Below are 23,458 nucleotides of genomic sequence, written 5' to 3'. Positions count from 1 at the left end.
GCGGCTTCGGCTTCCACACCGCCGACGCGATCATCGCCCTCGTCATGCTCACCCTCGCCGGAGACAAACCCACCCTCCCCGGCCGCCAACCCACAACAAGATGACCCACACATACGGCAGGAGAGCCGGTTCCGGCCCGGGTCTTCCAGTCCACCGGGTTCACCCCGGCGGCGTGCACGCGCACCAGCACCTCCGTCGGCAGCGGCTGCGGTCGGGGCACCTCCTGGACGCGCAGCACCTCCGGGCCCTGAAATCGTCCTGGACCACTGCGCGCATCGTCTTCTTCTCTGCGGACATGCTTCATCCCTCGGCATCGCATGGTGCGGAAAGCCGTTCGGCGCTCCTGGGCCGTGACCTCCGTGCTGGCGGGAATGACGCTAGGCCCGAGGGTGTAGTTGCCTGCAGGGGGAACTGCTTCCCATAGGGAAGCACGCAGGTGAGGAGCGTACGAATGACGACCAGTTGCCCGACCGGCCGGCACTCGCACCACGACGTCTACGCGGCCCAGTGCCCGTGTCGGGCGCTGCTCGACCTGCTGGCCAACAAATGGTCTGCCCTGGCCGTCGGGGCACTCGAAGAGGGGCCCCAGCGGTTCGGCGCACTCCAACGCCGACTCCAGGGCGTCAGCCCCAAGGTGCTCACCCAGACCCTGCGCCGCCTGGAGAGCTTCGGACTCGTCGACCGCACCGTCTACCCGGCCGTTCCCCTGCACGTCGAATACGCCCTCACCGCCCTCGGCAAGAGCGCCGCCGTCCCGCTCAACCAGCTCCGCACCTGGGTCGAGGACAACATCGACCGGACCGATCCCGGCGAAGCGCCCGTTCAGTAGGGGCGAGGTCAGTCCGAGGCCTTCAGGGCGGGGCCGATCCAAGTGCCTTCGACCGGTTGGCCGCTGACGTACTCGACGCCTTCCGGATAGGTCTTGAACGCGGGGAGGCCGTATGTCGCGTGGGCGCCCTTGTCCGGGGCCGGCAGGTGCGGGGGGTCGCGCAGGGCTTCGAACAGGGGGCGGGCGATGCTCGGCAACTCACCGTTGGACACGTGGTGTTGGGCCAGGCGGCGGACGAGGTGACGGGCCAGGGCCTCGCTGTCGGTTTCCCGGTTCAGGAGGAGCGTGAGGCGGTAGAAGTCGGTGGTGTCGGGGCCGGTGTCCTGCTGGCAGTGGACGACCAGCTCGCAGTCGTTGAGGAAGCTCTGCTTGGGTCTGAACGCCACCGTGCTGATCCACGGGTACCGGATATGGCCGGCGAGCGTCCGGCCCTGGGCGTCCGGCTTGTCGACGACCAGGACGAGGCGTGCGTCGGTGAGGTGGAGGCTGACGCCGTGCACGCGCCACTCGGTTTCGGAGCTCGTGCTCAGGGCGCTGAAGTCGAAACTCTCCCTGGTCCACGTTGCCGTGCGGACGGGCACGGGGGCGGATGCCTCACCGTCGTACGGGGTGAGGAGGAGCCGGCCGTCCGGACCGAAGCGGGGGTGGAGCCGGTCGGGGAGGCCCGCTTCGTCGTGGGTGTGCCGGGACATCATCATGAACGGCTCGTAGGTCTTGTGGATCTTGGGCCGGGGGCGGACCGCCGGTTCGGTCGCCGGTTCGGTCGTCGGTTCGTCGGCCGCCTGAGGTTGTCGCGGTTGCTGTGGGTGCTGCGGATGCAGAAGGTGTTGCGGGTGTTGCGGGTGCTTCCGGCGTCGTGCCGAGGGGATGTACTCCGGGCGCTCGGACCTGTTCGGGGCGGCGGGGATTTCCTGGCCGGGGGCGGCGCCGAGTCCGACGTACGCGTAGGCGAGGAAGGTGAGCGGGATTGAACCGCTGCCGTTGCGCCAACGCTGTAGCTCCGCGCGCTGGACGGCGCGCAGAGCCGCGGCCGGTTCGGTGTGGCGGCGCAGGGCGTCGACGAGCGCCAGGTCGATGCGTGTCGTGTGCTCGACGTCGGGGATCGGGAACAGGGTGCAGTAGACATGCCTGGCGCCGCCGTGGATGACCGCCGCCCCCAGACCCAGCCACTCGGGTATGTCGAGGAGCGAGGGGGTGTAGCCGTTCTCCGGGCGGCCGTGGAGGCCGAGGCTCGCACAGGCGGCGAGCATGACGCGGTCGGGCAGGGGGTAGAGGGGCGCACCGGAGTCGTCGGTGCGGTAGAAGTCGTGCAGGGTAAGCAGCCCGTCGGCGAACTTGAAGCCCGTGCCTCCCGGGTCCTCCTCGTCCGGGTCTCGCACATGACCGGCGAGGTGGAGGACGGTGTCGTCGGTGCCGTGGCGGGCGACGAGGTCGGCGAATCCGTGTTTGGTGAGGGGACGGGGGGCCAACTCGCTGTTCTCGGGGATTTCGACCGCGGCGTGTTCGAGGTCGTGTGTGTCTTCGTCGGACGACGAGTGCGGCACGAGGACGGAGAGGACGCGAGACGGTGCGCTCCGCGTGCCGTGGACCGGGTCGCCGCCTTCGCCGACGGTGAGCCGTCGCCGCTGGGAGAGCAGTGCGATCGAGGGCAGATAGGACAGCCGCGCGACGTCCATGACGTCGCGCCCCGGTGTGACGGGCAGTGCGCAGACGGGTACGAGCGCGAGGGCGCCGGTGGGGGCGAGGGCCAGCGGGACGGGAGCGGTGGTGGCGGTGAGGGCTTCCCTGAGGGCGGCGGGGAGCATGGCGGAGCCGAGTCCGTCGAAGATGCGGGCCCATACCTGTCCGGCGATCAGATACCCCTTGACGGGGTCGTCGGAGCCGGTGGCGGCGAGCGCGCTGTCGTGGAGCCTCGGCTTGACCGGTTCCGCGCCGGGCACGGTGACGGGCAGGTGGAGGACCAGGTCTTCGAACGCGTCGGCGAGCTGCGCGTGGGGGCGTCGCTCGGAGTGCCAGGCGCCGGAGGGCGTGCGTACCGAGTGGTAGATCCATTCCCCGGCCCGCGCGTAGCTCCAGTACCACCCGCCCGGGAACATCAGGTCCAGCTCCCCGTCGAGGTCGATGGCGTTCGACTCCCCACCGCCGACCCAGGAGGCGTGGTCCACGAGCACGGTGCGGTCGGTCAGCAGCGGGTCGGTGTGCCGGGGATCGGGGCTCCGCGCTTCCTCCGGCGCTCCCTCGGCTCCGAGCGGCAGTCCGGTGCTGGAGACCAGCGCATCCAGGACGGCGCGCAGCCGGGCGCCGGGTTCGTCCGACTCGACGGGCACGGACTGGGAGCGAACGGTCTCCAGCAGCTCGGCGACGAGTGCCGGGTCGGAGTCGGCGAGGTCCAGCGCGAGGACGTAGACGTGTGCGTGGGCGGCGATCCAGTGCGTGCGCCATTGTGCGGTGGGCAGCTGGTAGCGGACGTGCTGGATGGCGTGGAGGCTTTCGAGGACGTTGCCCAGTGCCTCTTCGCGCATGCCGACGGCGCGCTGGATGTGTGCCAGCACCGCGTGGGCCTGCGCCTGGAGATGAGGCATCTTCGATCTGCTCAGCTGCCTGAGCACGTTGTCCATCATCGAGGCGGCGTAGACGTAGCGTTCGTGCTGTCCGTCCTCGTCGACGCGCATGGTGTCCGGGTAGCGGTCGGGGTTCTCGATGACGTCGAGGTAGAGGGTCGCCAACAGGAGCAGCTCGGCGCCGTGTTCGGAGACGGACTCCTCCGGGAGCATCTTGCCCTCGGTCCGTTCGTACTGGTCCGCCAGCTGCTCGACCACGCCGACGGTGTTGCCGGCCTGGTGCATCAGCCGCAGCAGATACCGCTCCGTCCTGGCGAGGAGTACCGGATCGCTCGCGCGGATCGCGCCGTGCCGTGTGCGGCACAGGATCTTCAGGCCCTCGACGCACCGGGAAGTGTTCGCGGAGTCGGTGGTGAGGGCTTCGATCATCCGCAGTTCGGCCTCGGCCGCCCAGTAGCGGCATCGCGGCGCGGTCTCCAGAAGGCCCCGGGCCTCCCGCCAGCGCGCCTCGGCCGCGGCCGGCTGGCCCGCCGCGAACAGTACGTCGCCCGCTTGCAGCGCACACCAGCCCCGGATTCCGGGCGAGGCGTCGGCGGCGAGGCTCCGGGCCTCCTCGGACAGCACCATCGCCGACCGGAACTCCAGGCCGGCCAGGGCGGCGAGCGCCCTGCACTGCACGACCACCGGCCGCAGGCGGTCCGGCACGCCGCCCGGCGCCTCGTCGGTGAAGCACGCGGTACGAGCCCGGTCGTCGCCGGTCGCCTTGTCGACGGCCAGGGCGATGGTGGCCGCTTCGGAATCCCACAGGGCGCGAAGGAGGAAACGCCGTCCGAGGAAACCGGTGGGGCTGCCGGACGACGCCCTGGCCATCAGCCCCACCTCCTGCATCGACAGCATCAGGCGGACGTGGGCGACGAGGACGGCGGCGGCCGTCGCGGACGCCAGCCACGCCGGTTGCTGCCAGGCGATCCAGGCAAGGACCGCGACGACCAGGGCGGCGGCCGGGGCCCTGCGCCAGCCCGTCAGGGCCCATGCGGTGGCCGGGAACCAGAGATCGACCCACCCGGGTGGTGACAGCAGCAGGCACGCGGTCAGCGCCAGCGCCACGACGGCGGACCGGACGGCGAGAGCCCGCCACCACAGCACGCGGTCGTGGACCGTCAGGAGGTCGCACGCGTGCAGCCCGATGCGGGACTCCCGCGACCGGCCCCGGCGTATGACGGACCAGGAGCGGGCGACCTGGGGAAGCACGCGCAACCGAGTGCCGATCCCCACCTTGCGACTGAACAGGAGGGCCAGTGGCAGCACGTACTCGATGACGGCCTCGTCATCGGTGCGCCGGTTGCGCCGGGCGAGCCAGTCGGGCAGCTCGTCAGCGGCGTCGGCGCCGAACGGGTCGAAGACCGAGAGGTTCATTCCGGCGTCAGCCTCCGTCGGAACTTCAGCGTGCGGTAGAAGTGCGCGGCGCGGCGGTCCGCCCTGCGATCGGACTGCAGGGCGGACTCCGTCAGGGCCGGGTCGCCGACGTCCCCGCGGATCTGGAGCAGTGCCAGCCGGCCGTCCAGCAGATCGATGAGGCGGCACACCAGGGCCGTCGCGACCAGCAGCCAGGGGATGCCCAGGAACGCCGAGGCGACGACGAGAGCGGCGTCGCACCCGAGGCGGGGGCCCGGTGAGGCGACGTGACGGCGTATCGACACGCTGATCAGCCAGAGCGCCGACCAGGGCGTCACCGTCAGCGAAGCCCAGATGGTCACCGACAGGGCCGCGAAGATGCCGAGTTGGTGCCACCACCCCACCCATACGTGCAACCGGATCAGGTGGGACTGAAGGTGTGAGGAGACGTGCGCCGCACTTGTCATCTGCGAGCGCAGGCTGATGGCCCGCCCCTTCCGCGGACCGATCGCGCGGTGCGGCGCCTGGAAGTGGTACGGCGTCGGCCGGTCCCTTCGACTGCGCGAGAGGATGGGTCCGCGGTGGTTCAGTTGGCGGTCCGCGGCGGCGACCTCGCGGCGCACCGTCATGGCCTGCGACAGAGCGACCCGACCGCTCAGCCCCAGCGTGCGTATGGCCTTCCGCATCTCCTTGTCGTCGGTGCCCGTCTCCAGGCAGGCCAGCAGCAGGTGGGCGGTGTCGGCGGTCTCGTCGCCGGTCCTTGTCGTCCAGTACGCCAGCCGGGAGAGCACGGCCGCGGCGGCCGGGGCGAAGGGGACCGCCCGCGTCCGCGCGTCGGTTCGGCCGGCGCCCTCGGCCACTTCCCGGTACGTCTCGTCGGTGAAGAAGTGGTGCCAGGCCGTGGCCCTCATCACCAGCCGGGAACGGGTGTCCGCCTCGCTGTCACAGGCCACCGAGAGGAACAGGTGCAGGACGTCGACCGGACCGCCCTCGCCGTGGGCCAGCGCCTGCGCGACCTCGACGCACCTGCGCAGGGCGGGTGTCCGGAGTACGGCGGGCGGGGCCGCGCCGATGCCTGCTTCTTCAGTGGTACGGCTCATGCGGTCACCGGCCCGCTCTCGGCTGTCGTAGGGACTTATACGTCCATGGGCGCCGTGGCGTCGCCCCGTCCGAGGTCGGCCCAGGTGACGCGGACCATGTCCGTCTCCTCGGGCTCGTCCGGTTCGTCCACGTCCTCCGTCACGGAGAAGTCGTCGTCGTCGGAACGGAAGACCAGGTCGTACGGGCGCAGCGGCCTCTTGCGCAGTTGCACGGCTCTGAACAGCGGTGTGGCGCCGTCGGGGACCAGTACGTCCGCCGCGATCCCGTGCCGGCGGGTGATCACGCAATTCGCCGCGGCACTGGCGACCGGCAACGGATTCGTCAGGGCGGACGCGCTGACCTGTAGGTCGAGCTGTGCACCGCGGTGCTCGGCGACCAGGATGGCGGTGGGGCCGGTACGCACCACTTCGGTGACGACGACGTACTCCAGGCGCCAGGCCCGGTTCTCGTGCCGGGCGCGCAGTGCGGCTTCGAGCGCCGGAAGGTTGCCGAGGGTCTCCTGCACGCAGTCCGACGCCTGGAACAGTGTGGCGCCGTCCCGGGTGAAGGTGACGGACAGGGTGCAGAGCGCGTCGTCCGCGGTGGGCCCGACGCGGACCCCGGGTGCCACCGCGACGCAGTCGGTGGAGGAGTAGTTGAGGTTGGCGAACGGGCTGTCCGGGTTCCTGGTGAACGGGATGCCCAGCTCGGCTAGGGTGGTGAGCTTCCTGAACGTGTGCCCCGAGAGGACGCCCACGTCGCCGGGTGCCATGGGGGTCGAGGGCAGCCAGCAGGCGAGGTACTGGTACTTCGTGTGCATTTCACGCGTGTACAGCTCGGGGATGGACGCCATGACCCGCCTCTCGCGCTACGCCGTACCCGGCCCCGGCCCCGGCGGATTCGCGTCCGCAGGGCCAACTGGCGTGTTCGGCAGAGAGGTTGTGGCCCCCCTCGCGTCAGGCTACGGCCTCCGGGCGGGATATGTCCCCCCGTATGCCGAGGAATACGGCTGCGGGAATCCGCGACCGCCCGGCGCCCGGGGAATCCGCGTCCGCCCGGCGCTCACCCGTCGAGCGGCGCGTAGTCGAACCAGTCGAAGTGGACGGTGCCGCTCGCGGCGTACAGGCCGATCACGCGGCCGGTGAAGCCGCCGGTGACCTCGGTGGACAGGTAGCGGCCGTCGAGGGCGCCGAGCACGGTGAACGTGCCGTCCGGCTCCTCGACGCCCAGGGACACCGTGTCCGGGCCGGCGCAGGGGTCGTGGGAGGCCTCGGTGCGGGTCACGTCGATGCCGAGGACCAGGGGGCCGGCGGCGGTGGGGCGGGAGGCCACCACCGTGCGCAGGGGGCCGATGCGGGCGATCAGCCGGACCTCGGAGCCGCCCGCCTCGATCGCGTAGTGGTGCAGCTCGTCCAGCCGGACCGCGAGCCCGCCGTGGCCGTCCGCCGCGTCGGCCAGGGTGCGCACCCGGCACGACAGGTGCTGCTGGCGGCGGCCGACGAACACCGCGTCCGGGTCGTCCAGGGTGCCGCCCCGGCCGTGCAGGGTCAGCCACCCCGGGCGCTCCTCCGTACCGGACCGGCCGGCGGCTGAGCGGCGGGGCGAGATCCAGTACGGGGGCGGCTCGGCGCGGTCGAAGTCGTCCCGGGCGGGAACGGCGGGGGCGGGGACGAGCGGCCACGGCGGCGCGGGGAGCTCGGGGGACACCTCGCCGACGACGGGCCAGCCGTCCACCCAGGTCACCGGGGCCAGGAAGGTCTCCCGGCCGAGCACGTGCCAGCCGGGGGAGCCGCCGCCCGGCCGCACGCCGAGCAGCACCAGCCACCAGGAGCCGTCGGGGCCCTGCACCAGGTCGCCGTGGCCGGTGTTCTGGACGGGGTGCTCGCGGCCGCGATGGGTGAGCACCGGGTTGTCCGGGCAGGGCTCGAACGGGCCGGCCGGTGAGGGGCCGCGCGCGATCGAGACGCCGTGGCCGCGCTCGGTGCCCCCTTCGGCGATGAGCAGGTACCAGTAGCCGTCGATCCGGTAGAGGTGGGGCGCCTCCGGGGCCTTCGCGCCGGGCGTCCCGGACCAGATGCGGCGGGGTGCGCCGAGCGTCTTGCCGGTGTGCGGGTCGATGCGGACCTGGGAGACACCTGCCACGGTGCACCAGCAGGTGCCGTCCTCGTCCCAGGCGAGGTCGGGGTCGATGCCCGGGACGCCGGGGAGCGGGACCGGGTCGGACCAGGGGCCGGCCGGGTCGGTGGCCGTGAACAACAGGTTGCCGACGGCGACATTGGTGACGATCAGCCAGAACCGGCCGTCGTGGTGGCGGAGCGTCGGCGCGTAGATCCCGCCGGAGGCGCGGGTGCCGGCCGGCAGGTGCAGCTGCTCCGGCCGGTCCAGGACGTTGCCGATCTGCGTCCAGTGGACCAGGTCGCGGCTGTGGAAGAGGGGGACGCCCGGGAAGTACTCGAAGCTGGAGCACGCCAGGTAGTAGTCCTCGCCCACACGGCAGACGCTGGGATCGGGGTGGAACCCGGGGATCACGGGGTTGCTGACGGTCGTGCCCGTCCGGTCGGGGACTGCTGGCATGACATCCGTTCCTGTACGTCGCGCGCGTGCCGCCGCGGGGATGGCGAGGCGTGGGTGTCGAAGCGTGTGTGTCGAGGGGTGTGTGTCGAAGGGGGTGTGTGTCGAAGCGCTTCGATACTGGGTGACCCTAGTAACCCGGTGGGTACGCGACAAGGGGGCGGAAGCGCTTACGTCGTAGGTCGTCGGTCAGGTCCTGGACCCTGTCCTGGGTGTCACGCCGCGCCACCGTTGCTCTTGAGCAACTGGCCGTTGATCCACTGGCCCTGCGGTGAGCAGAGGAAGTCGACCAGGTGCGCGGTGTCCTGCGGGGTGCCCAGGCGGCCGAGCGGGGTCTCGCGGGTGAGGAGGTCCGCGAGCTCATCGGTCATCCAGCCGGTGTCCACCGGGCCCGGGTTGATGACGTTGGCCGTCACGCCGAGGTGGGCCAGTTCGCGGGCGGCGGCCAGGGTGATGCGGTCCAGGGCGCCCTTGCTCGCCCCGTACGGGAGGTTGCCGACGGTGTGGTCGCTGGTCAGCGCGATGATCCGGCCCGACCCGGCGGGGGAGCGGAAGCGCAGCCCGTACTCACGGATGAGCAGCCAGGTGGCACGGGCGTTCACCGCGAAGTGACGGTCGAAACTCGCGAGGGTGGTGTCGAGGAGCCCGGAGTCCACCGACTCCGCGTGGCTCAGCACGAGCGCGGTGACGGGTCCTATCCGGCGCTCGGCCTCGTCGAAGACCCGGGCCGGGGCGTCGGGGTCGATGAGGTCCGCCTCGATCGCCGCGGTGCGGGCGCCGTGCTCGGTGAGGGACGCCTCGATGGCGGCGGTCGCCCCGCGCTCCTCGCCCCAGGCCATGCGCCGGTCGTACGGCGTCCAGTAGGTGAAGGCGATGTCCCAGCCGGAGGCGGCCAGGCGGCGCGCGATGCCCGCGCCGATGCCGACCGTGCGACCGACCCCGGTGATCAGGGCGAGGGGGCGGGGCGGGGCGGTCGTGGGCTGTTCGGCTGCTGGAGGCTGTCCGGGTGTGGTCACAGGGCCTCATCCTGCTGGGCGATCTCCTGTCCCGGCAACGGAATTCGGGGCCGTACCCCTGGCCGTCCGAGGAGCCCGTACGGGCGGGGCGGCAGGGGACATCGGGCGGTCACACCCGGCGGCCACACCGGTCGGGCGGGCCGGGCGGACAGCTCGAAGAGGGAGCTGACCGGGGCGGCGGGAAGCCGGGCACGCTGAAGCCATCGAACGGTGCCCCTCCCCTTCTGCTCCGAGGAGTCCTCCCATGGCACTGACCGCCGACCGGCCCACCACGACGAAGGACACAGCGAACCCGTAGGCGGCCGGCCGGGCGGACCTCGCGGTCCGCTTGCGTCCGGCCGGGTGGGTGGCACGGTGACGGCCCCGCCGAGGGGCGGTGGCCGTCACCGGAAGGCGGGCTACGCGCAGTTCTTGGCGAACTTCACGAGGCCGGTGAACCCGGTGGAGGACAGGGCCAGGTGCGGGCCGTGGGGGTCCTTGCTGTCGCGCACCAGGTACTCACCCGTGGCGAGAGCGTGCTCGGGAGCCCACTGGACGCACTGGCCACCCTGTCCATCGCTGTAGGTGCTGCTGACCCAACGCACGTCACGCGGGTCCGGGGTGCTGCTCATTCGCGTGTTCCTCCATGATCGAGTGGATAAGGCGCAGTGACCGGGCCTCTGACTCGGCCGAAGCGCGTAGCCGCTCGTAGGTGGCCGTCCACTCCTGTACGGCCGCCGTGGAGTCGTTCACGTGCCCCTGCCCTGTCGTCTCCGAGTACAGGACTGTTGTCCCATCGGCTTGCGTAAGCATGGTAAACGGGAGCCCCGACGCGGGAGCGCCTGCTGCGAACGGCAGTACTTGCAGGGAGACATGGGGGCTGGAAGCCATCGCGAGCAGATGCTCGAGCTGGCCGACCATGACGGCGGAGCTGCCAACGACCGTACGGAGAACGGACTCGTGCAGGATCACCCACAGAAGGGGCGGAGCCTCGCGTTCCAGTATCTCTTGACGGCGCAGCCGAATTTCGGCCCGCTGCTTGATCTGGGCGTCGGACTCGCGCGGATGCGCCGCCCGGTAGACGGCTTCGGCGTACTCCGGGGTCTGCAACGCGCCCATGACGAACGCGTTGGAATAGTCCTCGACCTTCGCCGCCGTCTTCTCCAGCTCGACGTACGGGATGAACCACTCGGGGTGGCCGCGCTTGCTCAGCTTGGCACGGAGACGGACGTACGTGCCCGGTGTGCCCGCCACGCGGTCCATCGCCTGGGCGAACGCCTCGGAGGCCAGCGCGGCTCCGTTCTCGACCTTGCTGACCTGTGCCTGCTGGTAGTGGAGCCGGTCCGCGAACCCCGTCTGGGACAGGTCCAGCGCCTCCCGTAACGCCTTGACCTCCTCGCCGAAGTACGCCGCGCCGTTCGAGGGCTCCCGGTCCTGGTCCGCCTGTTCGCTCATCTGTTCAACTCCCCGCCATTCACTATGCGTTGGAATGTCCGCAGACCTGTTGAGCGTACGCGTCCAGGCGCCATGGTGTGAGTGGTTGGTCACAGAGAGCACCCGGCGCATACGGAGCGCAGCGGGCGCACGAGGGCGTACGGAGAGACGGCATGGCGACGAAAGACTGGCGGCGGACGGCGGACGAGAAGGTGGCGGAGGCCGAACGGGCGAGGGACGAGCTGCGGGAGGCGCTGGACGCGGCGGGGGTGACCCTGCCGTCCCTGGGGCTCGACTCCGTCTCGCTCGCGGGGACGTACCCGCTCGTACTGATCGACCTGGGGCGGTGCAACGCGGTCACGGCCCGCGCACTGGCCGTGGCGCTCCGGCGGCCGGGCACGGGCGAACCGCAGGGCGCGGCGCGGTGACGCGGCGCGTGTTCCGCTACGTTCCGTTCACCATCGAGCAGGACGGGACGGTCGAACCGGAGTACGAGGCACGGTGCGTGTCCGGGGACGAGGTCGAGTGCGGGGCCTGGTCGGGTACGTGCATCGGGCCGGAGCCGGTCGAGGAGTGGCAGCGCCGCCACACGCAGGAGAGCGGGCACCGGCGGTACCGGCGGAACTTCGGCGACTACGCGGTGATGCGGCCGGCCGGACTCGCGGGTTCGAACGGCGGCGCGGTGTGATGTTCCCTCCGGCCGTCGAGCGTCCGTGGCGGGATGCGTGGCCCCTGGCCGCGCAGGCGGGCGACGGGAACGCGTGGGTGACGGGGACGTGCTGGCTGTACTGCCGCCGTGAGGGGGTCGCGGTGCTGTGGGTCGGCGCCGTGGCCACACCGGGCGCGACGGGCGACGTCTACGCCTGCGGCCCGTGCGTCGCGGAGCTGGCCCGCATGGTCCGCGTACAGGCGCACGTCCGGGACGGGATCGCGGACCCGGCCGCCCAGTTGCCCCGTGACGCCTCCCGCCGACGCCGGGCGACAGCGGCGACGGCCGGAGTCTGCGAACATCGGCAGATCGAACAGCGCGAAGGCAAGACGCACTGCCGGGAGTGCAACCGCCAGCTGTATTTGTGACAGCTAAGAGGAGCGACGGTCGGCGGGGCGAGGCGTTGCGCGCGACCCATTGCGCAGCTCGGCGTCCACTGCCTGTGTGCAACGAGCCGTGCGGACCATGAGGCCGGACTTGAGCACATCCATGTCACCCGAAGTCGCTCCGCTCGGTGTCATCCACGAAGCCGAGATTCTTCAGCCGCCATGCCAGCGCGTCGGAAGAGACAAGGAACAGGCCGACCAGGGAGGCGAACAGCGGTGGTGTCACTCTGCCCGTGATCCGCTCCCGAATCTCGCGCTCCGGCATCAGCAGCGCGGCGGCGAAGGCATTGGCGCGCATCTCCGGGATGCGATGACCGGTCGACATCACGTTCGTGTCGACCAGGAGGCCCCGCGTGTCGACATCGCCCGGTAGGTGATGGCCGAGCTCGTGCGCCGGGGTGAAACGTTGGCGACTCCAGGCCGCATCGGTGTTGATCACGATGATGCGGGTGTCTTCGCTCCGCCAAGAGAGGCCGTCGAAACCTGGGCCAAGTGGCTGGGCCGCGAAGTGAATGCCAAATGCGCTCTCGATCTCACCAGGCACGTCGGCGCGAAAGTGGCAAGTGAGGAGGGTGCGGGCAGCATCGGCCAGAGTGGGTCCGTCGCCGATCGCCAGCCCGCTGAGGGCGGGGCGCTGCCAGTCGTTGAGCGGTGAGGGAGCCCGTGTGATGCCGAGATCATTGAGCGCGGCATCGGCCTCATCGAGAGCCTCGGCGCGCTTTACCGCTGCCTCCCACGCCGGCGACTTGTGGGAGTCGTCGCGGGCCGCCAGTGCGGCTGGCCGTCGGGCTCGGGCAAGTCCACCCTGCTGTACCTGCTCGGTGCGCTCGACCGGCCCGATGCGGGAACCATCGATGTCGACGGGCTGCGTGTCACCTCGATGTGCCGGGCTCGCGGCGTACCGGGGCCGGGTGGGGTTCGTGTTCCAGCGGTTCCACCTGCTGCCCGCACCGACCGCGCTGGACAACGTCATCGCGCCCGTGCTGCCGTACCGGGTGGACTTCGACAGACGCCGCCTCGGGCCAGTCCCCGCTACCGGCCCGCCAGCGCGGTGACCAGCGCCACCGCCTCCCCGATGAGCCCCCTCTCCGCCGGGCTCATCGTCGGGTTGAGGGTGCGTCGGGCGGCCGCGTCGGCGAGGTTGCGGGCGGGGATGCCGTCGTCGGCGGCCAGGAGCGGGACCAGGGCGGTGACCAGCATCCGGGCGTCGTTCGTCGCCGGATGGGCCGGGTCGACGGCCACCTGCGCCAGGATCAGCGACGACATCGCCCGGTCCAGGGCCGGCGGGCCCTCCTCGGTGTTGCTCCAGTCGATCACCACGGGGCCGTCCGCCGTGAGCATCACGTTGTCCGGGTGCAGATCGAGGTGGAGGACGCGGTCCTCGGGGTCGGGCGAGAGCCGGGCCGGGACCGTGTGCAGATCCGCGAGCAGACCGGCCAGCAGGGCGGCGCACTCGTCGGCGCCGACCGCCCCGGACAGCAGGGACTCCAGCATCGTCGGGCCGTGCAGGTGCTCAAGGACGAGGTCGCCGGGGCCGGCCGACGGGGGCTGCGGGCCCAGCCGTGGGACCGGATAACCGGATGCCGAGAGGTAGGACATGACGGGCAGTTCGCGGGAGGCGTCCATCCCGTCGCGGTAGCGCCGCAGAACCCACGTCTCGTCCAGCTCGTACACGTCCGCGTTGCGTCCGCTGCCCAGCAGTTGGCCTATTCGCATGAGGGGAACCTACTCGGGCCCCGTGCACGGGGGGAGTGCGGGCCCGCCCGACCGTGGCGCGGCCGGTCAGGGGCGCCCCATAACGCGACGCGATGGGGCGGACGGGATCTCCTGTGGATGACGTGTACGCGGCTACGTTGGCGGCAATTCCCCCGCAACCCCCCCTTGAGTCAAGGAGAGTCACGTGGAGAGATCCATGCTCCGCAGACGGGCCCTGGCCGCGTGTACCGCCACCGTGGCCATCGGCGCGCTAGCCGTCGCCGGGCTGACCGGCACCGCGTCCGCCGACCCCGCCCCCCACACCCCCACCCCCGCCGCGCAGGCCGCCCAGCTCTCGCCCGGCCTGCTGAAGGCCATGCAGCGGGACCTCGGGCTCACCGCGACCGAGGCCCGCAGCCGGATCGGCAACGAGTCCCGTGCCGCCGCCGTGACCGCCGGGCTGCGGTACTCGCTGGGCGACCGGTTCGCCGGGGCCCGGGTCAGCGGTGACGCGGCGGACCTGACCGTCGCCACCACCGACGCCTCGGACGCCGCGCGCATCGCGAAGGCCGGCGCACGGGCCGAGGTCGTCGACCACAGCCTGGCCGAACTCGACTCGGCCAAGGCCGCCCTGGACCGGGTCGCCCTGCGCACCGCGCCGAAGGACATACCCGCCTGGTACGTGGACGTGCGCACCAACCGGGTCGTCGTCCAGGCGGGCAAGGCGTCCGCCGCCGACGCGTTCCTCGCGAAGGCCGGCGTCTCCCGTGAACTGGTGGCGGTCACCCAGTCGGCCGGGCAGCCGCGTACGTTCACGGACCTGCGCGGCGGCGACGCGTACTACATGAACGGCTCGGGCCGCTGCTCCATCGGCTTCCCCGTCAAGCGCGGCACCCAGGGCGGCTTCGTCAGCGCCGGGCACTGCGGCACACCGGGCGTCAGCACCAGCGGCTACAACCAGCAGGCGCAGGGCTCCTTCCAGGGCTCCACGTTCCCCGGCCGGGACTACTCCTGGGTCGCCACCAACACCAACTGGACCCCGCGTCCGCTGGTCAACGGCTACGGCACCGGCGATGTGACGGTCACCGGCTCCACCGAGGCGATCGAGGGCTCATCGGTCTGCCGGTCCGGCTCGACCACCGGCTGGCACTGCGGCACGGTCCAGCAGCGCAACAGCAGTGTCACCTACCAGGAGGGCACCGTCTCCGGGGTGACCCGGACCAACGTGTGTGCCGAACCGGGTGACTCCGGCGGCTCGTTCATCTCCGGCAGCCAGGCCCAGGGCGTCACCTCCGGCGGCACCGGCAACTGCTCGCAGGGCGGTACGACGTACTTCCAGCCGCTGAACCCGGCGCTCCAGGTGTACGGGCTGACCCTGGTCACCAGCGGCACCCCGACCGACCCGCCCACCGGCCCGACGGACCCGCCGACCAACCCGGGAGGCACCTGGGCGGCCGGCACCAACTACGCGGCCGGTGCCGTCGTGACGTACGGCTCGGCGAGCTACCGCTGCCTCCAGGCCCACCTGGCGCAGCCCGGCTGGACGCCCCCGAACGTCCCGGCCCTGTGGCAGGCGCTGTAGAGCCCGCACCCAGCCCCTCCGGCGATTGAGGAGCCGGGGGCCCGGGGCAGCGTCGCCCCGGGCCCCCGCCCCCGCACGTGCCCTTCCCCACCATCCGAGGAGTCAGTCGGCCATGCCCCCAGCATCCCCCGAGTTACCCGAGGTCAACGGGTCCGCAGGCGCCCCAGAAGCCGCCGGCGGCCCGGCGATCAGCCGCAAGTCCTTGCTCAAGGCGGCCCTCGTGGCCACCGCCGTACCCCTGTTCGCGGGCGGCGGGGTGGCGCTGGCGCGGGACGCCGGCGACAGCGGCCGACCGCTCGCCCCGACCCCGGACTGCGACGACGGCGACGAGCCGACGCACGACCAGATCGAGGGCCCGTACTTCAAGCCCAACTCCCCGCTCCGCACCAGCCTGGTGACCTCGTCGACCCCCGGCGTGCCGCTGACCGTCAGCGGTTACGTCTTCGGGCGCGCGTGCCGGCCCATCCCCGGTGTGCTGCTCGACTTCTGGCAGGCGGACACCAACGGCGCGTACGACATGAGCGGATTCAACTTCCGCGGCCACCAGTTCACCGACCAGAACGGTGCCTTCACCCTCACCACGATCGTGCCGGGGCTCTACCCCGGCCGCACCCGGCACATCCACGTCAAGGCCCAGGCGCCCGGCTCCGGCATCCTCACCACCCAGCTGTACTTCCCGGGCGAGCCGCGCAACAACACCGACATGCTGTACGACGCGGCGCTGCTCATGAACGTCCGGTCGGTCGGTTCCGGCAAGGAGGGCACCTTCGACTTCGTCCTCGACGTCGCCCAGGACCCGAAGGACCCGACCGATCCCCCCACCGACCCGACCGACCCGCCGACCACCCCGGGCGGCACCTGGGCGGCCGGGACGGCCTACCGCGCGGGAGACCGCGTCACATACGGCGGGGTCGCGTACCGCTGTCTGCAGGCTCACACCGCCCTGACCGGCTGGGAGCCGCCGAATGTCCCCGCGTTGTGGGAACGCGGGTAGACAGGCAGACCGGCGGGCGGCCGTAACCGCCGCGCCCCGTGCCCCGGGCTCTCTTCCCGGGGCACGTAGGGCGCACGGCCCGGGCCGGAGGGGGTTCGGCTCGGGCCGGTCCCCCTCCGGCCCGTTCGTCGCGCCCCTCACTTCGCGTCCGAGTAGCGCTCCACCACCGCTGTGGTGAACGGGAAGCGCACCGGCGTCTCGCCGAAGGCCGTCCGCCCGGCCAGCTCGGCGGCCTCCCGGATCGCCGCCACCACCGCCCCGGTCTCCTCCAGCGGGCAGTGCACGATCACCTCGTCGTGCTGGAAGAAGACCAGCTCGGCCCGGAGCCCGGCGGACGCCACCGACCGGCGCAGCGCCGCCAGGAGCAGCAGCGCCCAGTCCGCGGCGCTGCCCTGGACCACGAAATTGCGGGTGAACCGGCCGCGGGCCCGGGCGTCGGACGAGGCGTAGCCGGGCAGGAAGCCGTAGCCCGCGGCCCGCTCGGGCCCGTCCGGGGGTGGTTCGCCGTCCTCCTGCGGGATGCCGGCCTCCCCGTCCTCCCCGTGCCCGGCCGCCGGCGGGCTGGTGCGGCCCAGCCAGGTGCGTACGAGACGGCCCTCCTCGCCCGCCTTCGCGGCGTCGTCCACATAGGCCACCGCGCGCGGGAACCTGCGGCGCAGGGCCGCCAGATTCTTCAGGCCGTCCCCGGAGGTCTGGCCGTAGACGGCACCGAGCAGCGCGATCTTGGCGTGGTCGCGGTCGCCGTGGAAGGCGCGGTCGGACAGCGCGGTGTAGAGGTCGCCCTCGTGCCCCGCCACCTCCATCAGGCCCGGGTCGCGGGAGATGGCGGCCAGCACCCTCGGCTCCATCTGGGCGGCGTCCGCGACGACCAGGCGCCAGCCCGCGTCGGCGACGACGGCCCGCCGGATCACCTTGGGGATCTGGAGCGCCCCGCCGCCGTTGGTCGTCCAGCGCCCGCTGACCGTGCCGCCCGGCTGGTACTCCGGGCGGAAGCGGCCGTCGCGGACCCAGTCCTGGAGCCAGCTCCAGCCGTGCGCCGTCCAGATCCGGTACAGCTTCTTGTACGCGACGAGCGGCCGGACCGCCGGATGGTCCAGGGCCTCCAGCTCCCAGCGGCGGGTCGAACGCACCTTGATCCCGGCCTGCGCGAACGCCTTCACCACATCGGCGGGCAGATCCGGGCGGACCCGGCGGCCGAACGCGGCGGACACCTCGTCGGCCAGCTCGGCCAGCCGGCGGGGCTCGCCGCCGCCCGCGTACCGCTCGCCGAGGATCTCGTGCAGCACCTCGCGGTGGACGTCGGCCCGCCAGGGCAGGCCCGAGCGGTTCATCTCGGCGGCGACCAGCATGCCCGCCGACTCGGCGGCCGTCAGCAGGCGCATCCGGTCCGGCCGGTCCGTGGCGTCGTGGCGGGCGAGCTGTGCCGCGTACACCTCGACCAGGGCGTCGAAGGGCAGCCCGGGGCCCGAGGGGGGTTCGAACAGGGAGGACTGGGAGCCGGGCACCGCGGACCGGGGCGGCGGGTCGGGCGGCACCGGGCCGCCGCGCAGCCGGGCCAGGGCGGCCGCGGCGGAGCGGGGCTCGCCGAGCCGGCCCTCGTGGCCCAGCAGCAGGGACTCGGCGACCTCCACGTCGTAACAGCGCTCGACCCGCACCCCGGCGGCCAGCAGGCGGGGGTAGACCTCGGCCGTCGAGCGCCACACCCAGCGGGTGACGTCCGGCCGGGAGCGGACGGCCGCCGCCACGTCGGGTTCGGCCAGGACCGGGCCCGCGGGCAGGCCCGTGCGGTCCAGCGGGGCGAGCCGCGCGCCCCCGCCCTCCGTGACGGCCAGCGCCCAGCGTTCGGTCATACGACCGAGTCTGGCACCCGGCACTGACAACGGCGGCCGGGGCGCGGACCGCCCCCGGGTCGGCCGCGCGTTCGATATCCACAGGGTGTGGATGAATTCCGCGCACCCCGCCGCGCCTACCCTGACCTCATGGAACCGGTGATCGACCAGGCGTTCGCGGCCGCCCTCTACGCGGAGGGCGACGCCGGTCTCGACACCGGCGCCTCGCTGCTCGCCGCCGCCCCCGACGCCGACGCGGAGCTGGTGCGCCGGGGTGAGGAGTTCGTCCGGCGGGGCTGGGAGCGCGGCTGGCTGCCCGCCGACGTCGTACGCCTCGTCCGCCGCGACCTGGACGAGCACGCGGCGGGCCTGGCCGCCGGGCTGATCGCCTCCGAGGTCCGGCGCTACGCGGAGCTGCCGCCGCGCTGGCGGTCCCAGCTGGACGAGCTGCCCGCCCCGCCGACCCCGGGCCGGCCCGACCGGTTCTCGTACGCCTCCGTGCTGCTCGGGCTCTACCGGCTGCTGCTCGCCCTGCCGGTCATCGAGCCCGTCGGGCCCCCGCCCGGCGCGGCGCGCGAGGCCCTGTACCGGCCGCCCGTCGCCGGCGAACCCCGCATGCTGACCCGTATCCGCGCGCTGCTGGCGAAGGCGGAGGCGACCGGCTTCCCCGAGGAGGCGGAGGCGCTTTCCGCCAAGGCGCAGGAGCTGATGGCCCGGCACAGCATCGACGAGGCGCTGCTCGCCGCCCGTACCCACAGCGACCGCACGCCGGGCGCGTGCCGGATCGGCGTGGACGCCCCGTACGAGACGGCCAAGGCGATCCTGCTCGACGCGGTGGCCTCGGCGAACCGCTGCCGGGCCGTGTGGAACAGCGACCTCGGCTTCACCACGGTCGTGGGCTTCGAGGCGGACCTGGAGGCCGTGGAACTGCTCCACACCTCGCTGCTGGTGCAGGGCACCGCGGCGATGACCCGCGCCGAGGCGGGCCAGCGGGCCGGCGGACGCAAACGGACCAAGACGTTCCGGCAATCCTTCCTGATGGCGTACGCCCAGCGCCTCGGCAGCCGGCTGGCCGACGGCACCGCCCGCGCCACGGCCGAGGCCGACGCCGAGAGCGGTGCGACGGCCGCCGGTTCCGGGCTGCTGCCGGTGCTTGCCGCGCGGGATCTGGCGGTCACCGACACCGCCGAGAAGATGTTCCCCCGGACGACGACCACCCGGGTCAGGGGCGCCACCGACCTGGACGGCTGGACCCACGGCACCCGAGCGGCCGACCGGGCCGAAATGGGCGGGAAGGCGCCGGAGATCCGGGGCTGAGTCCACAGCCATCCGTCCGACAACTCGGGCAAAAGGGGAAATCCCGCTAGGCTCGGGTCATGAGCTGGCTCCGGGCGCTGAGGGAGACCGCCCGCTCCGGCCTGACGATCGAGCGGCGGCGCCTCGAACCGCTGATCGCGCTGCGCGGCGCGGCCGGTCTCGCCCTGGTCATCGGGGTGAGCCTGGCGATCTTCGGACCCGTGGTCGCCGCCAGCTCCGCGTTCGGCGCGTTCCAGGCGGCCATCGCCACCTTCCAGCGCAGCTGGCGCCCCCGGCCCGTGCTCGCCCTGATCTCCGGCGTCAGCCTCGGCCTGTCCACCTTCATCGGCTACGTCACCGGCTCCCATCTGCCGCTCTTCCTGGTCCTCCTGGTGCTCTGGACCTTCCTCGCCGGGCTGGCCTGGGCGGCGGGCCCGACCGGCGGCATCATCGCCGCGTCCAACGTCGCGATCATGCTGGTCACCATCACCCTGCCCACTTCCGTCGCGGAGGCGGCCCTGCACGGCGCGATGATCATGTTCGGCGGGATCGTCCAGGCGGTGCTGATCGTGCTCTTCCCGATCCGAAGATGGGGCGCCCAGCGCGACGCCCTCGCCGACGCGCTGGCCGCCGAGGCCGACTACGCGCGGCGGCTGCGCCACGACCCGGTCGCCCACTTCGACCCGGCGCCGCTGATGCTCGCGCGCCGGGCCGCCGCCGTCACCCCGCGCGAGGCCCGGCGCCGCCCCGCCGAACTGCACGGCTCACGCGGGGTCGCCGAACGCATCAGGCCGGTGCTCGCCTCGCTCGCCGACCCGGCCATGGGCGTACCGTCCGAGGGCCCCGAGCGCGACCGCGTCCGCGAGCTGCTGGCCGCCGCCGGATCACTGCTCGACGCGGCGGCCCGCGCCATCCGCAAAGGCGACCCGGTGAGACTGCCCGCGGCCGCCGTCGCCGCGCTGAAGACCCCCGACACCGGGGCCCTGCTCACCGGCCCGCCGCTGCGCGCCGCCGACCGGCTGGCCGCCCTGCTCTCCGACGTGATCGAGGCGGCCGAGGGCGACGGGACGAAGGGGGAGCGGGCCGGGGCCGAGGAGGCCGCCGACGCCATCAAGGCCGGGCGGGGCGGCCCGCAGCCCTCCGAGCACCAGCAGCGCCCCACCCTGCTGAGCCTGGTGCCGGTCGTGATCAGGGCGATGCGCCGCGAGGTGCACCACGGTTCCCCGATCCTGCGGCACGCCGTCCGGCTCTCCGCCGTCGCCGCGGTCGGCTATCTGCTGGGGCGCGCCCTGCCGTTCGGGCACGGTTACTGGGCGCCCCTGGCGGCCGTGATGGTGATGCGGCCGGAGTTCTCCCAGACGTACGCGCGCTCGGCCGCCCGGTTCGTCGGCACCGTCGTCGGCGTGTTCGTGGCCACCGCCATCGTCCAGGCCGCCCAGCCGGGCCCCGGTCTCTCCGCCGCCTTCGCGGTGGTCTGCGCCCTGCTGATGTACCTGCTGATGCGCACCGGCTACGCGGTCGGCCAGGCCTGCGTCGCCGCGTACGTCGTCCTCCTGCTCGGCATGGCCGGGGAGGCCTGGTCCCAGACCGAGTTCGAGCGGGTCCTCCTCACCCTGGTCGGCGGACTCCTGGCGATGATCTCGTACGCCGTCTACCCGGCCTGGGAGACCCCGCGGCTGCGCGGCCGGCTCGGTGACTGGCTGAAGGCGGACGGCCGGTACGCCGCCGCGGTCGTCGACCAGTACGCCGACCCGGCCGCGCGCCGCCACGACGACGTACGCCGGGCCCTGCTCGCCACCCGGGAGGCCCGGGTCGCCTGGCAGGAGGCGGTGGCGACCGCCCAGCACGAACCGGTGCGCCACCGCGGCCTCTCGCGCGGTGCCGCCGACGCCGCCCAGCACGCGCTGGCCCAGCTCGGCCGGGTCGCGATGCTGATGGAGGCGCACCTGCCGGGGGGCGGGGCCACGCCCGTACCGGGGGCCGCCCCGTTCGCCGAGGCGCTGCGGCGGGCCACCGACCGGGGCGCGAAGGCGGTGCGGGAGCGGCGGGTGCCGGACTGGACGCCGGTGCGGGAGGCGCTGGAGCGCTGGGACGGGGAGAGCCGGGCGGACGGGGAGGCGGTGCGGGAGGACGGGGACGGGGAGGCGGTGGGGGAGGACGCGGCGGAGCCGGAGCCTGCCGCCGCGCAGGTGGCCGACCCGGTCCTGCGCAACAGCGCCGGTTTCCTGCTCGAAGCGCTGGAGGACTTCTCCCGGGGTCTGACGCCGTGACGCCGTGACGCCGGCGCCCCGACGTCACGACGTCACGACGTCACGACGTCACGACGTCACGACGTCACGACGTCACGGCGTCGGCAGGTCCGCCAGGTCGGGGAGGTTCTTCAGGGCGTCGGCGTCGGCCTTGCCGAGCTTGTCCCTGGCGCCGGCGTCCCAGGAGATGACGACGGTCTTGCCGTCGTTGGACTCGACGGCCCCCATCGTCCGGGCGGTGTCGCCGTCGGCGCACTTCAGCTCCAGCGTCGGCTTGCCGAGATCCGAGACGGTGCCCGAGCAGACGTGGGAGTCGGCGACGACGACTGCCTTCCCCGACGCGACGGAGAGCACCACCGGCTTGCCGTCGGTCTGCCCGGCCCAGGCGCCCTCCAGGGCCTTGGCGCCGCCCGCGGAGTCGCCGCCGTCCGCCTCGGAGGGCGAGGCGCTGTCGCCGCCCGCCGACGGGGTGGTGGTGGCCGCGGAGTCCTTGCCCGAGTCGCCCTTGTCGCCGTCGCTCCCGCAACCTGTGAGCGCGAGCGCGGTCAGCAGACCGGTGGCGAGGACTGCGCCGGTACGTGCGATTTTGTACATGTGGAATTCCCCCTGGAAGACGAATGGCCGTCCAAGCTACCAGTGGGTCGCAAGAGCCGCCGATGAGTCAACTCCGCGAATCGGGAGCGCAAGTGGGCCTTCGTACGTCTCTCCTGAGAGGAAGCTGTAATCGCGGGAACACCGCGCGTGCACGTGCATCTGCTCATGCATCCGCTCATGCAGCAGGAATTGAACACAGCTATGATCCGAGACAGTTGACACTTGCACCTTGCAACTCGGGGAGCGTCCTGTGCACCACGTGTACAACGGCATGGCGGCCACAGAGCTTCGCGGAGTCGTCTGGCAGAAGAGCAGACACAGCAACTCCCAGGGTTCCTGCGTGGAGTTCGCGAAACTGCCCGACGGAGATGTGGCGATGCGCAATTCGCGCCATCCCGACGGGCCGGCGCTGGTCTACACACCGGCCGAGATAGAGGCGCTGCTGCTCGGCGTGAAGGACGGGGAGTTCGACCACCTCGTGACCGGGGAACTCGACCACCTCGTGACCGAGGGCTGAACGCCGCCGCTCCATAGCGGTGTTCAGCCCTCGGGTCCGGTTCCTACGGGGTGTGCCGGCGCGTCACACCGGATCGGCCAGCCGGAACAGCGCCCAGACGACCTTGCCGCGCGGGGTGCCCGTGTTCGCCATGCTCTCCGTACTCAGTACGGGGGACGGGTGCCAGCCCCAGCAGTCGCTGAAGGACTCCACGAGGAACAGGCCCCGGCCCGACTCCGCGGAGTCGGCCGCCTCGGAGGCGACCGGGCTCGCGTGGCTCGGGTCGCGTACCGCGCACACCAGCCGTGAGGTCCAGCGCATCAGGTGCAGCCGGACGGGCGGGTCCTGGGACTCGCGCGGGGTGTCGGCCGGCAGCGCGTGCCGCAGGGCGTTGGTGACCAGTTCGGAGACGACCAGCGCGACGTCGTCGAAACGCTCGCTCAGGCCCCAGCCCCCCAGGGTCGCCCGGGTGAACTGCCTGGCCCCGCCGACCGCTTCGTAGCGGGCGGGCAGTGTGCAGGTGGCCGATCCGGAGACGGCTGAGGGATCGATGGGGGGAAGCCCCTGCCGTAACGGCTCGAGCATCGTCGATCCATTCGTCCCCATGCGAGGCACTCCCGGGAATCGCGGCTGTATCGGTACTGCGTACACGGGTACAGCGGCACAACAACACGAACGAGCACGCAGGTGCGCGGGCTCCATGCTTCCGAATGCGCAGGGCAGATGCAAGGGCAGATGCACGTGCACGCGCCGGACCTGTCCG

General features: G+C 72.5%; 21 protein-coding genes and 1 pseudogene. 9 read left to right on the top strand and 13 right to left on the bottom strand.

Annotated elements, in window-relative coordinates; genetic code table 11:
• Window positions 1–124: 124 nt before the first annotated feature.
• Window positions 125–276, bottom strand: a pseudogene (locus E6P78_RS33640) (NADP-dependent oxidoreductase); the annotation flags it as partial.
• A 175-nt stretch (window positions 277–451) separates the two neighbouring features.
• Between E6P78_RS33640 and E6P78_RS27920 the strand changes: the two are divergent.
• Window positions 452–829 (top strand): helix-turn-helix domain-containing protein, encoded by a 378-nt coding sequence (locus tag E6P78_RS27920; RefSeq protein ID WP_136206422.1) that lies wholly within the window; start codon window positions 452–454, stop codon window positions 827–829.
• Window positions 830–837: 8 nt separating this feature from the next.
• Here E6P78_RS27920 and E6P78_RS27915 read toward each other — a convergent pair whose 3' ends face one another.
• The 7 genes from E6P78_RS27915 to E6P78_RS27885 form a co-directional block, all read right to left on the bottom strand.
• Entirely contained in the window at window positions 838–4,806 is a 3,969-nt protein-coding gene (locus E6P78_RS27915) for a CHAT domain-containing protein (protein WP_136206421.1), read from the bottom strand.
• Window positions 4,803–5,885, bottom strand: a complete 1,083-nt coding sequence (locus E6P78_RS27910; protein WP_136206420.1) for a hypothetical protein — start codon at window positions 5,883–5,885, stop codon at window positions 4,803–4,805. Before E6P78_RS27910 ends, E6P78_RS27915 begins: the two co-directional genes overlap by 4 nt.
• A 35-nt stretch (window positions 5,886–5,920) precedes the next feature.
• On the bottom strand, window positions 5,921–6,718 hold the full coding sequence (locus tag E6P78_RS27905; RefSeq protein WP_136206419.1) for a hypothetical protein: 798 nt from the start codon (window positions 6,716–6,718) through the stop codon (window positions 5,921–5,923).
• 209 nt (window positions 6,719–6,927) lie between these two features.
• Complete coding sequence (locus E6P78_RS27900) at window positions 6,928–8,439, bottom strand: glycoside hydrolase family 43 protein (RefSeq protein ID WP_136206418.1); 1,512 nt, start codon at window positions 8,437–8,439, stop codon at window positions 6,928–6,930.
• Window positions 8,440–8,651: 212 nt separating this feature from the next.
• Entirely contained in the window at window positions 8,652–9,452 is an 801-nt protein-coding gene (locus E6P78_RS27895) for an SDR family oxidoreductase (RefSeq protein WP_136206417.1), read from the bottom strand.
• Window positions 9,453–9,850: 398 nt separating this feature from the next.
• On the bottom strand, window positions 9,851–10,063 hold the full coding sequence (locus tag E6P78_RS27890; RefSeq protein WP_136206416.1) for a DUF397 domain-containing protein: 213 nt from the start codon (window positions 10,061–10,063) through the stop codon (window positions 9,851–9,853).
• Window positions 10,038–10,886 carry a helix-turn-helix transcriptional regulator gene (locus E6P78_RS27885; protein WP_136206415.1) on the bottom strand — a complete coding sequence of 283 codons (849 nt, stop codon included), beginning with the start codon at window positions 10,884–10,886 and terminating at the stop codon, window positions 10,038–10,040. Before E6P78_RS27885 ends, E6P78_RS27890 begins: the two co-directional genes overlap by 26 nt.
• A 152-nt stretch (window positions 10,887–11,038) precedes the next feature.
• On the opposite strand from E6P78_RS27885, the gene E6P78_RS27880 reads away from it, so the two are divergent.
• Genes E6P78_RS27880 through E6P78_RS27870 form a run of 3 tightly spaced genes read left to right on the top strand, consistent with a single transcriptional unit; the run spans window position 11,039 to window position 11,942 of the window.
• On the top strand, window positions 11,039–11,293 hold the full coding sequence (locus E6P78_RS27880) for a hypothetical protein (RefSeq protein ID WP_136206414.1): 255 nt from the start codon (window positions 11,039–11,041) through the stop codon (window positions 11,291–11,293).
• A gap of 8 nt (window positions 11,294–11,301) precedes the next feature.
• The gene (locus E6P78_RS27875; RefSeq protein WP_240799392.1) at window positions 11,302–11,553 is read left to right on the top strand and encodes a beta family protein; all 252 of its coding nucleotides are present in this window, start codon (window positions 11,302–11,304) and stop codon (window positions 11,551–11,553) included.
• Window positions 11,553–11,942 carry a hypothetical protein gene (locus tag E6P78_RS27870; RefSeq protein WP_136206428.1) on the top strand — a complete coding sequence of 130 codons (390 nt, stop codon included), beginning with the start codon at window positions 11,553–11,555 and terminating at the stop codon, window positions 11,940–11,942. Before E6P78_RS27875 ends, E6P78_RS27870 begins: the two co-directional genes overlap by 1 nt.
• Before the next feature lie 124 nt (window positions 11,943–12,066).
• On the opposite strand, the gene E6P78_RS34035 is transcribed toward E6P78_RS27870, so the two are convergent.
• Both E6P78_RS34035 and E6P78_RS27860 read right to left on the bottom strand, forming a co-directional pair.
• Entirely contained in the window at window positions 12,067–12,933 is an 867-nt protein-coding gene (locus E6P78_RS34035) for an ImmA/IrrE family metallo-endopeptidase (protein WP_136206412.1), read from the bottom strand.
• A 59-nt stretch (window positions 12,934–12,992) separates the two neighbouring features.
• A complete protein-coding gene (locus E6P78_RS27860; protein ID WP_136206411.1) occupies window positions 12,993–13,676 on the bottom strand; it encodes a phosphotransferase in 684 nt (227 codons plus the stop codon).
• Between the two features lie 196 nt (window positions 13,677–13,872).
• Here E6P78_RS27860 and E6P78_RS27855 point away from each other — a divergent pair, with 196 nt between their 5' ends.
• Window positions 13,873–15,237: an alpha-lytic protease prodomain-containing protein gene (locus tag E6P78_RS27855; protein ID WP_136206427.1), complete on the top strand. Its 1,365-nt coding sequence runs from the start codon at window positions 13,873–13,875 to the stop codon at window positions 15,235–15,237.
• 112 nt (window positions 15,238–15,349) lie between these two features.
• Window positions 15,350–16,231 (top strand): carbohydrate-binding protein, encoded by an 882-nt coding sequence (locus E6P78_RS27850; protein WP_136206410.1) that lies wholly within the window; start codon window positions 15,350–15,352, stop codon window positions 16,229–16,231.
• Window positions 16,232–16,368: 137 nt separating this feature from the next.
• On the opposite strand, the gene E6P78_RS27845 is transcribed toward E6P78_RS27850, so the two are convergent.
• Complete coding sequence (locus tag E6P78_RS27845) at window positions 16,369–18,081, bottom strand: bifunctional 3'-5' exonuclease/DNA polymerase (protein ID WP_136206409.1); 1,713 nt, start codon at window positions 18,079–18,081, stop codon at window positions 16,369–16,371.
• A gap of 129 nt (window positions 18,082–18,210) precedes the next feature.
• On the opposite strand from E6P78_RS27845, the gene E6P78_RS27840 reads away from it, so the two are divergent.
• Both E6P78_RS27840 and E6P78_RS27835 read left to right on the top strand, forming a co-directional pair.
• Entirely contained in the window at window positions 18,211–19,377 is a 1,167-nt protein-coding gene (locus E6P78_RS27840) for a DUF2786 domain-containing protein (RefSeq protein ID WP_136206408.1), read from the top strand.
• Between the two features lie 59 nt (window positions 19,378–19,436).
• Window positions 19,437–21,626, top strand: a complete 2,190-nt coding sequence (locus E6P78_RS27835; RefSeq protein ID WP_136206407.1) for an FUSC family protein — start codon at window positions 19,437–19,439, stop codon at window positions 21,624–21,626.
• A gap of 72 nt (window positions 21,627–21,698) precedes the next feature.
• Here the strand turns inward: E6P78_RS27835 and E6P78_RS27830 are convergent, their stop codons facing one another.
• Complete coding sequence (locus E6P78_RS27830) at window positions 21,699–22,199, bottom strand: hypothetical protein (protein WP_136206406.1); 501 nt, start codon at window positions 22,197–22,199, stop codon at window positions 21,699–21,701.
• 250 nt (window positions 22,200–22,449) lie between these two features.
• On the opposite strand from E6P78_RS27830, the gene E6P78_RS27825 reads away from it, so the two are divergent.
• Entirely contained in the window at window positions 22,450–22,716 is a 267-nt protein-coding gene (locus E6P78_RS27825; RefSeq protein ID WP_136206405.1) for a DUF397 domain-containing protein, read from the top strand.
• Window positions 22,717–22,779: 63 nt separating this feature from the next.
• On the opposite strand, the gene E6P78_RS27820 is transcribed toward E6P78_RS27825, so the two are convergent.
• Window positions 22,780–23,280: an ATP-binding protein gene (locus tag E6P78_RS27820; protein ID WP_136206404.1), complete on the bottom strand. Its 501-nt coding sequence runs from the start codon at window positions 23,278–23,280 to the stop codon at window positions 22,780–22,782.
• Window positions 23,281–23,458 lie beyond the last annotated feature (178 nt).

Source organism: Streptomyces sp. A0958 (genome assembly GCF_004795035.1).
In the GTDB taxonomy this organism is placed as follows: Bacteria; Actinomycetota; Actinomycetes; order Streptomycetales; family Streptomycetaceae; genus Streptomyces.
Note: the sequence above shows the minus strand (reverse complement) of the source record. Positions and strands in the feature narration are given on the sequence as shown.